This window comes from Arthrobacter sp. E3 (genome assembly GCF_017353415.1).
GTDB lineage: Bacteria > Actinomycetota > Actinomycetes > Actinomycetales > Micrococcaceae > Specibacter.
In genome coordinates, this window is sequence record NZ_JAFMPX010000019.1 from 31,260 (window position 1) to 43,779 (window position 12,520).

General features: G+C 61.2%; 13 protein-coding genes, 6 tRNA genes and 1 riboswitch. Of the genes, 9 read left to right on the forward strand and 10 right to left on the reverse strand.

Annotated features, from left to right (window positions below):
* Positions 1-18: 18 nt before the first annotated feature.
* The 6 genes from JMA46_RS09795 to JMA46_RS09820 all read right to left on the reverse strand — a co-directional run bounded on the left by JMA46_RS09795 (position 19) and on the right by JMA46_RS09820 (position 1,602).
* A complete protein-coding gene (locus tag JMA46_RS09795; protein WP_207345154.1) occupies positions 19-873 on the reverse strand; it encodes a cytochrome in 855 nt (284 codons plus the stop codon).
* 137 nt (positions 874-1,010) lie between these two features.
* Positions 1,011-1,085, reverse strand: a tRNA-Val gene (locus tag JMA46_RS09800).
* Between the two features lie 91 nt (positions 1,086-1,176).
* Positions 1,177-1,249: transfer RNA gene (locus JMA46_RS09805), tRNA-Gly, on the reverse strand.
* A gap of 62 nt (positions 1,250-1,311) precedes the next feature.
* A tRNA-Val gene (locus tag JMA46_RS09810) sits at positions 1,312-1,383 on the reverse strand.
* A gap of 48 nt (positions 1,384-1,431) precedes the next feature.
* Positions 1,432-1,505, reverse strand: a tRNA-Cys gene (locus JMA46_RS09815).
* Positions 1,506-1,529: 24 nt separating this feature from the next.
* Positions 1,530-1,602 (reverse strand) — tRNA-Gly (locus JMA46_RS09820).
* 433 nt (positions 1,603-2,035) lie between these two features.
* On the opposite strand from JMA46_RS09820, the gene JMA46_RS09825 reads away from it, so the two are divergent.
* Positions 2,036-2,110: transfer RNA gene (locus JMA46_RS09825), tRNA-Val, on the forward strand.
* Positions 2,111-2,194: 84 nt separating this feature from the next.
* On the opposite strand, the gene JMA46_RS09830 is transcribed toward JMA46_RS09825, so the two are convergent.
* Complete coding sequence (locus tag JMA46_RS09830) at positions 2,195-2,749, reverse strand: NADPH-dependent FMN reductase (protein ID WP_207345155.1); 555 nt, start codon at positions 2,747-2,749, stop codon at positions 2,195-2,197.
* A 181-nt stretch (positions 2,750-2,930) separates the two neighbouring features.
* Here JMA46_RS09830 and JMA46_RS09835 point away from each other — a divergent pair, with 181 nt between their 5' ends.
* Positions 2,931-4,424: an MFS transporter gene (locus tag JMA46_RS09835; RefSeq protein ID WP_348770110.1), complete on the forward strand. Its 1,494-nt coding sequence runs from the start codon at positions 2,931-2,933 to the stop codon at positions 4,422-4,424.
* 34 nt (positions 4,425-4,458) lie between these two features.
* Here JMA46_RS09835 and JMA46_RS09840 read toward each other — a convergent pair whose 3' ends face one another.
* Complete coding sequence (locus JMA46_RS09840) at positions 4,459-4,773, reverse strand: SMR family transporter (RefSeq protein WP_207345156.1); 315 nt, start codon at positions 4,771-4,773, stop codon at positions 4,459-4,461.
* 13 nt (positions 4,774-4,786) lie between these two features.
* Positions 4,787-4,848: riboswitch (guanidine-III (ykkC-III) riboswitch) on the reverse strand.
* A gap of 126 nt (positions 4,849-4,974) precedes the next feature.
* Between JMA46_RS09840 and JMA46_RS17220 the strand changes: the two genes are divergently transcribed.
* On the forward strand, positions 4,975-5,160 hold the full coding sequence (locus JMA46_RS17220; RefSeq protein WP_247647214.1) for an antitoxin: 186 nt from the start codon (positions 4,975-4,977) through the stop codon (positions 5,158-5,160).
* A gap of 117 nt (positions 5,161-5,277) precedes the next feature.
* Here JMA46_RS17220 and zapE read toward each other — a convergent pair whose 3' ends face one another.
* Positions 5,278-6,360 (reverse strand): cell division protein ZapE, encoded by a 1,083-nt coding sequence (gene zapE / locus JMA46_RS09850; RefSeq protein ID WP_207345158.1) that lies wholly within the window; start codon positions 6,358-6,360, stop codon positions 5,278-5,280.
* Positions 6,361-6,627: 267 nt separating this feature from the next.
* Between zapE and JMA46_RS09855 the strand changes: the two genes are divergently transcribed.
* From JMA46_RS09855 to ybaK, 3 genes are all read left to right on the forward strand, one after another.
* Positions 6,628-7,548, forward strand: coding sequence for a sulfurtransferase (locus JMA46_RS09855; RefSeq protein ID WP_207345159.1), 921 nt, complete (start codon positions 6,628-6,630; stop codon positions 7,546-7,548).
* A gap of 132 nt (positions 7,549-7,680) precedes the next feature.
* Positions 7,681-8,139 carry a SufE family protein gene (locus tag JMA46_RS09860; protein ID WP_207345160.1) on the forward strand — a complete coding sequence of 153 codons (459 nt, stop codon included), beginning with the start codon at positions 7,681-7,683 and terminating at the stop codon, positions 8,137-8,139.
* An 8-nt stretch (positions 8,140-8,147) separates the two neighbouring features.
* Complete coding sequence (gene ybaK / locus JMA46_RS09865) at positions 8,148-8,645, forward strand: Cys-tRNA(Pro) deacylase (RefSeq protein WP_207345161.1); 498 nt, start codon at positions 8,148-8,150, stop codon at positions 8,643-8,645.
* Between the two features lie 23 nt (positions 8,646-8,668).
* On the opposite strand, the gene JMA46_RS09870 is transcribed toward ybaK, so the two are convergent.
* Positions 8,669-9,886, reverse strand: a complete 1,218-nt coding sequence (locus JMA46_RS09870) for an alpha/beta fold hydrolase (protein WP_207345162.1) — start codon at positions 9,884-9,886, stop codon at positions 8,669-8,671.
* Between the two features lie 136 nt (positions 9,887-10,022).
* On the opposite strand from JMA46_RS09870, the gene JMA46_RS09875 reads away from it, so the two are divergent.
* From JMA46_RS09875 to JMA46_RS09885, 3 genes are all read left to right on the forward strand, one after another.
* A complete protein-coding gene (locus tag JMA46_RS09875) occupies positions 10,023-10,514 on the forward strand; it encodes a hypothetical protein (RefSeq protein ID WP_207345163.1) in 492 nt (163 codons plus the stop codon).
* A 14-nt stretch (positions 10,515-10,528) separates the two neighbouring features.
* A complete protein-coding gene (gene msrB, locus JMA46_RS09880) occupies positions 10,529-10,987 on the forward strand; it encodes a peptide-methionine (R)-S-oxide reductase MsrB (protein WP_207345164.1) in 459 nt (152 codons plus the stop codon).
* A gap of 127 nt (positions 10,988-11,114) precedes the next feature.
* On the forward strand, positions 11,115-12,494 hold the full coding sequence (locus JMA46_RS09885) for a DUF6421 family protein (RefSeq protein ID WP_207345187.1): 1,380 nt from the start codon (positions 11,115-11,117) through the stop codon (positions 12,492-12,494).
* The last annotated feature ends 26 nt before the right edge of the window (positions 12,495-12,520 follow it).

A 12,520-nucleotide genomic window follows, 5' to 3' on the forward strand; every position in this document is an offset into this window, starting at 1 on the left:
ACAACTGGTTCTTCAAGTCTAGTTGGCTGCCGGTGCGGCCGGTGGCGCAATATCGAGCAATGGCGCTCCTGCAGCCGAGGCATCCAATGAGGTTTGCCACACCCGCCGCAGCGACGCGAACTTAAACCAGTGCGCCTTCAGGACCTGCGGGTTGGCCCGGAGCGTGCGCACTTCAGTCTCCCCGATGGCCACACCCAGCAGGATGGGGTCCTGACCGTACTTCCATGCTTCCCATGTGCCAGCTGCTTCGTCCACGATGGACTCCTCGGCCTTCATTCCCGCCACCAGTTGCATGACTACCTTGGCGTCGAGGCTTTTCACCTGGCCGTTGCGGTCCGTGCCCTTGGTCTTGTAGTCGATGATGCACAGTTTCCCGCCAATGGTCGCCACCAGGTCAAGCGTGCCGGCATAGCCCACGGATTCATTCCACACAGTGATTTCAGGGGCCAGCGGCTGGACGTCGTACTGCTTCCACCAGTCATCGAAGCGCAGCGCAAAGTCACCTTCACGGTTTTCATTAAGCGCTTCGAGCGCTTCGGGCACTTGGTGCGGCCGGCCCAGGGCCCGCAAAGCCACCTGTTCGCAGTAGTTATGGACTCTATCGCCGCGGGCGGCCGCGGCGTCCCTGAACTGTTCGGCAGCGTTGGAGCTGTCGCGCACCACGGTGCGTAGTTGGCCGGGGTTGCCAATGGCAGCACCCAGGTCGGGGTGGTTCGCCACGGCCGTCGCCGCCATGTAGCCGATCCAGCCGTCCAGGGAGTTGGCCTGCTGACCAATGACGGTGGTGATGGAAGGAACCTTGGGCGGGTCTTGGAGGGAACGGGCGTACATGCGCCCCAATTCGGTGCTGTGTGCCAATGCTGGTGCGCTCATGCCTCCACTATTCCACTACCGTCGGACGCGGCGCAGCAGCGCCGCGGTGAACTGTGGATAAGCACCCCAATACGCTGCGTCGGGGTCCCTCAAGTCGTGTTAACGTCCAAAGGCACCCTTCAAGGGTGCCTTTGTCATGGTGGGCGATACTGGGATCGAACCAGTGACCTCTTCCGTGTCAGGGAAGCGCGCTACCGCTGCGCCAATCGCCCAATGCCTAGCTGGCTAATTTTTCTTGCCTGCGTAAGTATTGCACAAAACTGCCGGAATCCGTGGTGGATTCCGGCAGTTCGTGTTGTTCGGAGCGGTCGACGAGATTCGAACTCGCGACATCCACCTTGGCAAGGTGGTGCTCTACCAGCTGAGCTACGACCGCAATGTGATGCTGTACTACAGTAACTGACTTTCATCAGTTGAATGAACTGCCAAGTTCATTCGTGGGCGATACTGGGATCGAACCAGTGACCTCTTCCGTGTCAGGGAAGCGCGCTACCGCTGCGCCAATCGCCCAAAGGCACTCTGCTGAATAACAGCACAATACTTTTGGTTCAGTCAAAATGGAGGTGGGAACGGGATTCGAACCCGTGTGCACGGATTTGCAGTCCGTTGCCTCGCCTCTCGGCCACCCCACCGTGAATGCTGAACGGTGTCCTACGAGCGGTTGACGAGATTCGAACTCGCGACATCCACCTTGGCAAGGTGGTGCTCTACCAGCTGAGCTACAACCGCAGAAGTAACATTTTCCTAGCCGTTCGCGTTTCCGCTTCGGTAGTCCGTGTTGCTGCGGTGAAAACATTACCTGAGCTTTTTCCCAAACACCAAATCGGCCACGTCTCGGCGTGGTTTGCCTGGCTTCCGGAGGGCCGAAATCATTGAATTGACAAGGATTTCACGTTTACCCTTCGAATTACATCGCTGTCATTTAGAGCTCGTTTCGTGCCGTTTTCTCGACTTTCGGCAGAAACTGATGCTGAGGCGCTCGTCACATTCCCCATTTTGATGCACGACGCCGGCCACTCCCCGGGCATTTTTCGGCACCTTGACTCTCGGCCGGGTCATACTCAAAAGGGGCGATTATGAGTGGACGGCAGTTTGGGCTATTGTTTTGAACGCACCAAGGAACTGACATGGTCTGCGAAGCGGATCGTATGGAGTGACAGTTGGGCGATTGGCGCAGTGGTAGCGCGTTCCGTTCACACCGGAGAGGTCACTGGTTCGAACCCAGTATCGCCCACCAAGAGGAAAGCCCCTTTGATCAGCACAAACGCTGGCCAGAGGGGCTTTTTTTGTTTTCGTGCACAGGGCCCGTCAGCTGGGCCTGTCAACGGCCGGCGAGGTTTCTGGCGATGTGTTGGGCGAAGGCTGCCATCCAGTGACGAAAGAACTCAGCCGTGTGCGGATCTGCCACGGCCCCATCGTCGGCGATGAGCCCGTCCGTGAACTTGATGTACCCCTCCGGCTGTCCCATCGATGGTGCGTCCAGGAAAGCGAGAATATTTTTCAGGTGCTGCTGTGCCATGGCCGTTCCCAGCCCTCGGGAGGCGCCGATCGTTGCTACGGGCTTTCCCTTGAAAATGTTCTCTCCCGCTGGCCTGCTCCCCCAGTCAATGGCATTCTTCAGTGCACCCGGAATGGACCTGTTGTACTCGGGCGTGACAAAAAGTACGGCGTCCACGTTGGCTATGGATGCCTTGAAGGCAGCCGCCTCCGAACGATACGCGGTGTCAAGGTCTCGGTTGTAGAGGGGAAGGTTGGCGTACTCAATTTCAACCAGTTCAAGTTCTGTCGGTGCTAAAGCCACAAGGGCGTTGGCGAGTTTGCGGTTGATTGATTGCTTTGACAGGCTTCCCACGAAGTATCCAACACGGTAAGTCATGGCAGGACCCGTCCCTTCTCTAGCTGGCCCGCTGGGGCCGGTGTATGCATCTACAAGAACAGCAGCCGCGGGGCAGGAATTCCCGGGTGGATGTTGATGCAACTGCCACGCAGATCGCCGACACGATTCGTGGAAACGCCACGTGTCGACACCCCTGAACCCGCTCAGTATGCTTAGGGCCGTGACCGACGGGCAGAGAACACCGAATTACACCCCCGATCCGCGTCGCTGGCGGGTCCTGATGGTCCTCGTCGTCGCGCTTTTTATGTCATTGATCGACGTGAGTATTGTCAACGTGGCACTGCCCTCGATCCAGACAGGGCTCAACGCCTCCCATTCCGAGTTGCAGTGGGTGCTTTCCGGCTACGCGCTGACGTTCGGAATAGGCCTGGTCTCCGCAGGCCGGGCAGGGGATCTGTTTGGGCGCGGCCCCTTGTTCATCATCGGTGTTGCATTATTTACACTCAGTTCCGCCGCAGCAGGAATTTCGCCCGACGCCCTCTGGCTGAACATCTCCCGTGCCGTGCAGGGCATAGCTGCGGGTCTTTTCAACCCGCAGACGATCGGCATGATCCAACAGTATTTCCGCGGGGCAGAGCGGGGTCGCGCTTTCGGTGTCTTCGGTGGCGTGGTAGGTGTCTCGGTAGCCGCGGGGCCAATCCTTGGTGGTCTGCTCATCCACTCGTTTGGGGTGGCCGAAGGCTGGCGGTGGGTGTTCTTCGTGAACCTCCCGGTGGGCGCCCTCGCCGTCGTGCTTGCCTTCCTGTGGCTTCCCAAACCGTTGCTGAACAGCAACCGGCAACGCGATCCCGCGCTGCCGGAACCCGCGCTGGCCGACCCAAGCATTCCAAAGCAGAGCCGGGACCTGGACATGGTGGGCGCGGTCCTTTTGGGGCTGGCGGTGGTTGCTGTTCTCTTCCCCTTCCTTCAGCCGCGGGAATCGCCATTGGTCTGGGCGGTCCTCTTGGCCGGCGTCGCGCTCCTGGGAGTGTGGCTGTGGTGGGAGCGCCGTTACAAACGTGTCGGCAAGAGCCCCATGGTTGATCTGGCGATCTTTCAGGTGAAGAGCTTCGCCAATGGAACACTGCTCGTGAGCTTGTACTTTCTTGGCATGACAAGTGTTTGGGTGCTGGTCGCGCTGTACTTTCAGGAGGGGCTCGGCCACACCGCGTTGGCCAGTGGGATGGTCGGGTTGCCAAGTGCCATCGCCTCGGGCATCGCGGCACTGTGGGGCGGACGCAAGGTCGCCACCTATGGACGGAAGGTCGTCATCGGCGGCTTGTATGTAGGTTTGTTCGGACTCGCCGCCAGCATTCTCGTGGTGTGGCTGCATGCCGTCGGCGCGGCCAGTGAATGGTGGCTGCTGCTGAGCCTTTCCTTCGTTGGGGTGGCACAGGGTTCTGTGATCAGCCCCAACCAGGCACTCACCTTGGCTGAGGTACCGCTGGAATACGCGGGCAGCTCTGGCGGGATCATGCAGACCGGGCAGCGCATCGGAACCTCAGTGGGCATCGCCGTGATCACTGCGCTGGCCTTCACAGTGTTGGGCTTCAGTAGTTGGGCTGTCGCTTTGATCGCCGGGTTCACGGCAATCTTTGTGGTGCTGATCCTTGCACTGGTTGTGGGCTATGCGGACATGCGCTCACGCCACGTGGGCGACACCCCCCTGCCGTGACGGCGGACCGCATGTGCCGGCTGACCACACCAAGTCAGTGGGCGATCTTCAGCCCAACAATGCAGCCCACCAGGCCCAGCAGAAGCAGGATCTTCACCAGTGAAACCGTTTCCGTGCCCGTGAACATGGCATAGCCAACTGTCAACGCCGCCCCAACTCCCACCCACACGGCGTAGGAGGTTCCAACTGGCAGGGTTCGCATGGCCCAGGCCAAGCCGAGCATGCTGGCCACAATGGCGACGACGAACACGATGCTGGGACCAACTTTGGTCAAGCCCTCACTTCTTCCCAATGCCGTGGCCCACACGGCCTCCACCATGCCCGAAAGAATCAAAACGACCCACGCCATGAAAACCATCTCCTTGACGCCGTCTTGTCGCTGACCGGGTACGGCGCACCTCGTCCGGGTGCCATGTGGCAATGAATAGTGTCCCACATGGGAACTAACCTGCGGCAGACTCACAGAGAATTTGCCTTGACAATAAAGACGCGGCAACTATGCTGTAAAAAGTTGGGGCGCACAGACCCCAGGAGTGAAGGGAGGTGCCTGTTGTCTATTTTTGACGATATCAAGGGCAAGGCCGAAGGATTGATCGACGGACATGAAGACGCCATCAAGGGTGGTGTTGAAAAGGCCGGTGACTTTGTTGATTCAAAGACCGGTGACAAGTTCAAGGATCAGATCGATGGAGCTCAAAAAGCTGCGTCCGACTATGTAGACGGCGCACGAAAGTAGTTCCCCTTCGCTCTTGTCCAGAGCGTCAAAGAAGGCGCCGGTCCCGTCGTGAAGACGGCACCGGCGCCTTTTCGCTTTAACCTCGCCTTGGCTGTGGCAACTGTGGCCGGGAGTTAATCAGCCCACGGGCTGCGCAGCGGCCGCTTCCGCCGCTTCCTGTGCTTCACGGGCCAGGGCGGTCAGCCGCGACACAGCGCGGAAGTACTTCTTTTGATAGCCGCCGGTCATCATCTCATCGGTGAACAGTTGGTCAAGCGGCGCTCCACTGGCCAGAATCGGCACATCCCTGTCGTAGAGCCTGTCAGCAAGCACCACAAAGCGCAGGGCAACGGCCTGCTCGGTGATGGTGGCAACGTTGCGCCACACCACGGCGTCGATCCCGTCAAGCATCTGCCGATAGCGTGAGGGGTGGACGCCGGCCAGGTGGTCCACCAGTGTGCCAAAGTCGTCCACGGCCACCGTCTGGTTCCCAAAGTCGGCTCGCATGCGCGCATCGAGGTCGCTATTGGCCACAGGTTTCGGCGGGGTGGGCAATCCACGGTGGCGGAAGTCTTCACCGTCAATGTGCAAAATCTCGAACTGGTCTGCCAGGACCTGAATTTCACGCTGGAAGTCGACGGCGGCAAAACGCCCGTCTCCCAAGGAGCCCGGCAACGTGTTGGAGGTCGCCGCCAGCTTCACACCGGCGTCGGCCAATTCACGCATCAACCGCGACATCAGCACCGTGTCACCCGGATCATCGAGTTCAAACTCGTCGATGCACACCAGCTTGTACTGGCTCAAAGCCTCCACCGTCTTGCGGAAGGACAGTGCGCCAACCAGGTTGGTGTACTCCACGAACGTGCCAATGGCCTTGGGCCCCTCCACCTCATGCCACAGTGAGGACAGCAGGTGGGTCTTGCCCACGCCAAACCCGCCATCAAGATAAACCCCGGCCCGTTTGCCTGCCGCGGAGCCCTTAGCCGATCCCTTGGATTTGCCGCCAAAGAACCGACGCAGCCCGCCTGCCGGTTTCGCCGCCGTGCCAGCGGCAAAGTCCTGCAACAAAGTCACTGCTTGGGCTTGTGAGGGCTGGTTCGGGTCCGGCCGGTACGTGTCAAAGGAAACTTCGCCAAAGCGCGGGGAGGGGACAAAACCCTGCAGCAGTTCCTCCACCGAGACTGCCGGGCGGCGGGTGGACAATTGTTCAACTTGTACCAAGGACGATTCCGATCATAAAAATTCTTCTAGCAGTGCATGCCGGGCACAGCACGCGGCTCATGGAGACAACAATACCCACGCCATATTGCGTTGCGTTAACGCCGAAGGAAGTAAACAGGTGCCCAACTCGTTACGCTGATAGATAAGGAATAGCTGCTGCACCCTGTATTTTCGCGGCGGCACGCCATTCTGCACCTCACGGTCACGGAACAGTCCCGGAATTACCCGGGATGGCCCCAGCCTGAGCAGTTTACGAGAAAGGGCATCATGCCTGTTGCAGTTGAATCGAATGAAAAGTTTGCAGCCTACGCCCACCCGGAGCGGTTGGTTTCCACCCAGTGGCTCGCCGAGGCCATTGCCAGCGGCGCCACTTCCAACGGCAGCCTCGTTGTCGTGGAATCCGATGAGGACGTGTTGCTCTACGAGACCGGCCACATCCCTGGGGCGGTAAAAATCGACTGGCACACAGACCTGAACGACGACGTTACCCGGGACTACATTGACGGCGCCGCTTTCGCGTTGCTCGCCGCGGCCAAGGGCATCTCCCGCGACACCACCGTTGTGGTTTACGGAGACAAGTCCAACTGGTGGGCTGCCTACGCGCTGTGGGTGTTCACGTTGTTCGGCCACGAAGATGTTCGCCTGCTCGACGGCGGCCGCGACAAGTGGATTGCCGAGGGCCGCGAGCTGACCACCGACGCCACGGCCGTCACTCCCTCCGCCGGCTACCCGGTGGTGGAGCGCAATGACGCCCCCATCCGCGCCTACAAGGAAGACGTCCTTGCCCACTTCGGCAAGCCGCTGATCGACGTGCGCTCCACCGAGGAGTACACCGGGGAACGCACCCACATGCCCGCCTACCCCCAGGAAGGCACGCTTCGCGGCGGCCACATTCCCACAGCTGCTTCCATCCCGTGGGCCCGGGCGGCAGCCGACGACGGCACCTACCGCACACGTGAAGAACTCGAAGCCCTGTACCTGGGTGAAGCCGGACTGGTTGAAGGGGACGACGTCGTGGCCTACTGCCGCATTGGCGAGCGTTCCAGCCACACGTGGTTCGCGCTGAAGTACCTGCTCGGCTTCGACACCGTCCGCAACTACGACGGCTCATGGACCGAATGGGGCAACGCAGTACGTGTCCCCATCGCCGTCGGCACCGAACGCGGCGAAGTACCCGGCAAGAACTAGTCCCCACGCCCTCCCCATGGGCGCGTGGGCCCAACAGCTTCCGGGGCCCTCGAAGCTGTGGGCCCACCACGCCCGGGGCCCAAATTTTCCTCTGTTTTACCTTCCATCGAAAAGAAACGTACGCTTTAGCTGATGACTACTTCACAAGCACTTCCCCCCACATTGGCTGAGATCGTCAACGATTTCCAAGAACTGGAAGAACGCGACCGCCTGACGCTGCTGCTGGAATTTTCCCGTTCCCTTCCACCGCTGCCTGAGCGGCTCACCAATCATCCCGAGTTGCTCGAACGCGTGCTGGAATGCCAGTCGCCGTTGTTCCTGACAGTCGAATCGGAAAAGACGGAGAACGGCGAAGTCGTTCGGCTCTACTTCCAAGCGCCCCCCGAGGCACCCACCACGCGCGGCTTCGCATCGGTATTGTTCGAAGGCCTTGACGGATTGACGGCGGAGGAAATCCTCGCCGTCCCCGATGACATGCCGAACCAATTGGGCCTGACCCGGGCCATCTCGCCCCTGCGCATGCGCGGCATGAGTGCCATGCTTGGCCGCGTGAAGCGCAAGATCAATAGCGGCCTCCGCCCGGCTGCGTAGTTCGTCCGATGGCTAAGAAACCAGCAGCGGGGGCAAGCACCCCTGCAACTGTTGCGCTGACAGCCGCCAACGTTGCCTTTACACCCCACAGCTATGCGCACGACCCCGCCGCCACGAGCTATGGCATGGAGGCGGCCACGGTTTTGGGCATCGACCCTGAACGTGTGTTCAAGACACTTGTGGCGGACGTTGGAGGCTCGCTGGCGGTGGCGATCGTGCCTGTCAACGGCACCCTGGACCTCAAAGCACTCGCCCACGCGCTGGGACACAAAAAAGCTGCCATGGCCGATCCTGCCCTGGCGCAGCGGCGCACCGGCTACGTGCTCGGCGGCATCTCCCCGCTGGGCCAGCGCCAGCAATCCCCCACTGTCCTAGACGCATCGGCACTGGATCACGAGACCATCTTTGTCTCCGGCGGGCGGAGGGGATTCGACGTCGAACTGTCCCCCACCGACCTCATTGCCCTGACCCAGGCCACGACGGCGAAGATCGGCCACCCTGCCTGAGTCCGCAGGGGTGGCCCCGCCCGCTACTCCCTTGGCAGCCCGTGCCTGCCGAGCCGTGGCCGCAGCCAGCACTCCACCACGTTCTCCCAGCGCACCGGATCAACGTTCCATTCCTTGGTGTGGCCGGCCTTGCTGAACGGTTCAAACGTGACCATCTCGGGATTGCGCTTCGCCAGTTCAGCCGTCGGCTCGTAGGGGACAAAGTCGTCGTCAATGCTGTGCAGGATCAACGACGGCGTGCGCAGCTCGACAGCGCGGGACACCCAGTCCATGCTCTTGAAGTTGACCGGAGCCGCCAGTCCGGTGATCCGCTGCCCCAGCGGGTGCGTCAGCATGAGCTGGGCGTAGCGGCCAATGTAGTCCGGCATGCGGTTCAGCTGTGCCTGGTGGGCCAGCACATTCACCCAGTTGATGACGGGCGCATCCAACACCAGCGCCAGCACGTGCTTGCGGTTGCGGGCCTGATCAGCCGTCTGCAGGCTGATGGCCCCACCCATGGAGAAGCCAAACAGCACCACGTCCTTGGCGCCGCGGGCAATGGCGAAATCGATGGCGGCTTCCACATCGGCCCACTCAGTGACCCCCAACCCATACCGGCCGTCGGGCGCGGCGGGGGCGTCGCCGTCGTTCCTGTAGGACATCAACAGCGCGTTCATGCCCAGACGGTGTGCCGTGGGGACGGCGCGCAGGCCCTCGGTGCGGGTGGCGCCGCGGCCGTGGACCATGATGGCCCACGTGTGTCCGGGATTCCGGGCCGGCAGCAGCCAGGCAGGCGCCGGGCCCACGGGCAGATCCAACGTGACATCTTCGTAGCGCAGGCCTGCTTCTTCCGGGTTCGCGTACAGGCTCCCGGTCCACCAGCCGGACGTGGCGGTGCGCAGGTCCCCGCCGTGGACGGCCACCACTTCACGGGTGACGCTGCCTTCGCGGGGGACGTAGGAAATGATGGGGCCAATGATGGCATGGGCGCGGCTGTCATTGAAGTACAGCCCGTAGGTGCCGTCAATGATGGTGTCGGCGGTGGCTTCCAGCACTACCTGGAGCCTGGGCCCGTCGGGGATGACCGCCAGAATAGCGAGGTCGTCCACGCGCTGTTTCTCCGGTGTGACCACGCGCCGGGCAAAGTATGCGGCGAGCCCCGCGGTGGCCGTCACCACCGCAAGTGAGCCCACTCCTGCTGCTGCGGCGCCCAAGACACCCCACTTGAGCCAAACATTTGACGGTTGTTCAGAGGTAGCCATGCTCCTATTCTGCCCACCAGCGTGGGGCCACGTCGAGCGGCACACCGGCGGAACCTGCAACATTCTTTGCACAACTTTTCCAGCACATCGCGCCGCGCCGCAGTGCTTCCGGCGTGTTGGAGCTTATGCTGGTGCCATGAGCGACGCCATCATCATTTTGACCGAAGAACCGCTAACCGCCGTTGACGTGGCTAACATCACCGATCTGTACGGCCCTGACGACGACGTTGAGCTGGTGCTGTTGGTTCCTGCCGACACGAAGCGCAACCTCTTTGTCGACGTCATTGACCAGTTGACGATGCTTGACCTGCCAGGAGCGCTGCGCGAAATGCGCGAGAAGCCCGACGCCGAGACCGTCCGCGCCGAGGCGAGCGAGATTTTGGCGACGTCCTTGGCCGTGCTTGAGTCCGTCGGGGCGAACGCCACAGGGGCAGTTGCCGAGGGCAACGCCGTTGCCTCCCTCGTGGCAAAGGTCGGGGAGATGGAGGCACGCCAGGCTGTGGTGGTGACCCGCCCGCACGCTGTTGCCGACACGTTCCGCCAGGACTGGGCACATCAGGCGCAACGCAAGCTGGGGCTTCCCGTTTTGCATTTGTACTCCGATTCGGGATTTATTGGCGACTCCTGAGCGTTGTGGAAAGTATGACAACTTCTGAAACCCCTGCTGCCCCGTCCGTCGTCAAGCCCGATGCCCAATGGCGTGAAGAGCTCAGTGCCGCCGAGTACAAGGTGCTGCGCAAGGCCGGCACCGAAAGGCCCTTCACCGGCGAATATTGGGACTCCACCCAGGAAGGCGTGTACGAGTGCCGGGCCTGCGGCGCCGAATTGTTCAGTTCACGGGAAAAGTTCTCCTCCCATTGCGGCTGGCCCTCCTTCTTTGCCCCGCTTGCGGACGGTACCGTGCGCTACCTGCATGACAACACGATGGGCATGAAGCGCGTAGAGGTGCGCTGCACCGCGTGTGACTCCCACTTGGGTCACCTCTTCGAAGGCGAAGGCTATGACACTCCCACGGATGAGCGCTTTTGCATCAACTCCATCTGTCTGACACTGCGGGAAGGCCCACGGGAACTGTCGTCCGAGGCTCCTGACAAGCACTGAGCACGAGAGTTTCTTATGCTCAACCGTCTTTGACATTAGTTTTCCTTTCTCATTGCTACGCTGAAATCAAGGCCGCAGGCATGCCCTGCCGGCTCAACGAAGCAAGGAGGACGCAATGAGCATCACCATGGAAAACACTGGCACGGCCAGCACCTTTGACTACACCACTCTGGCCCAGGACCCCGCATGGTTGGGGTTGAAGAACGCTGCGACACTCCTGTCGGAGCTGCAGGTCAAGGACGGTTCCGTGCCCGAACCCGCTGACCACTCCGCGGCCACCGCTTATATTGAGACCATTCAAGCCTCCATCATGGAACTGGCCCAGTATTTCGAGCATGACCGCGGGTATCTGGATCTGCTGGTTGCCGACTTCAGCAAATGGGTTGGCGCCGGGTTGGGCGTGCCGGACTTCCTTGACTCGCTCATGGCCTTCACCCCGCAGCAACACCGCGTCGACGGACTGGGCCACTTGGTGGTCTTCCCCATGTATACGCAGAACGGATCCACCTCCCGCCACGTCGAAGCAGTTCTGGTGGAGGCTATCTGGCCCGAGTTCATCGGTGAACTCGAAGCGGGAAGCTACTCCAACAAGCTGTTCGTGCCGCTGCGCTTCATCGATTTCACCCCCGGATATCACAGCAACTCCGCGGTTTTGTTCCCGGAGAGCGTGGCCGTGCGTGAAACACCCAGCTTCACGTGGGGCGCCATCTTCCAAGACCGCGAAGCCGCCAGGTTCCGCCGCGTGGTCCGGGAGGCGGCCAAAGTGACCCGGCTCGACTTGCCGGCAGACGCACTCGAACTGCTGGACAGCCAGGCCTTGGCCGAGGAAACCTTTGTCATGTGGGATCTGATCCACGACCGCACACACATGCGCGGGGACCTGCCCTTTGACCCGTTCATGATCAAGCAGCGCATGCCGTACTTCCTGTACTCGCTGGAGGAGTTGCGGTGTGATCTGACCGCGTTCCGCGAATCCGTCGCCGTCGAGAAGGACGAAAAGGCCTCCCCCGACGCCCGCAAGCACGCGAAGCTCGTCCAGTACGCCGTCATCTTTGACCGGATCTTCCGCTTTGCCATCACCGGTACCCGGGTGCGCAACTACGACGGCCTGGGCGGTCAGCTGCTGTTCGCCTGGCTGCACCAGCACCACGTCCTGCACTGGACGGACACCAAGCTGAGCATTGACTGGGCCAACGTGCCGGAAGTTGTGATTGCGCTCGGCCACGAGATTGAGGACCTCTACTGGCGCTCCATCGACCGTCCCAAGCTGGCGCACTGGCTGGCTGCCTATGATCTGGTCTCCGCCACGCTCACGCCCAACCCCGCATCCACCTGGGCCAAGGGGTCTGACGCCCTGCCGTTGATGGGACCGATGCGTGAAATCACGGATCAGGTCATGGATGACGAATTCCCGCTCTCCATGTTCTACGAGGCGCTGAACAAGAAGATGACGGCAGTGATTGAGTCCACGGCCGGAATCACCGGTGCCAGCGCATCCGTAAATTAGGACGGCAACTGGAAGTGGGTACTGTA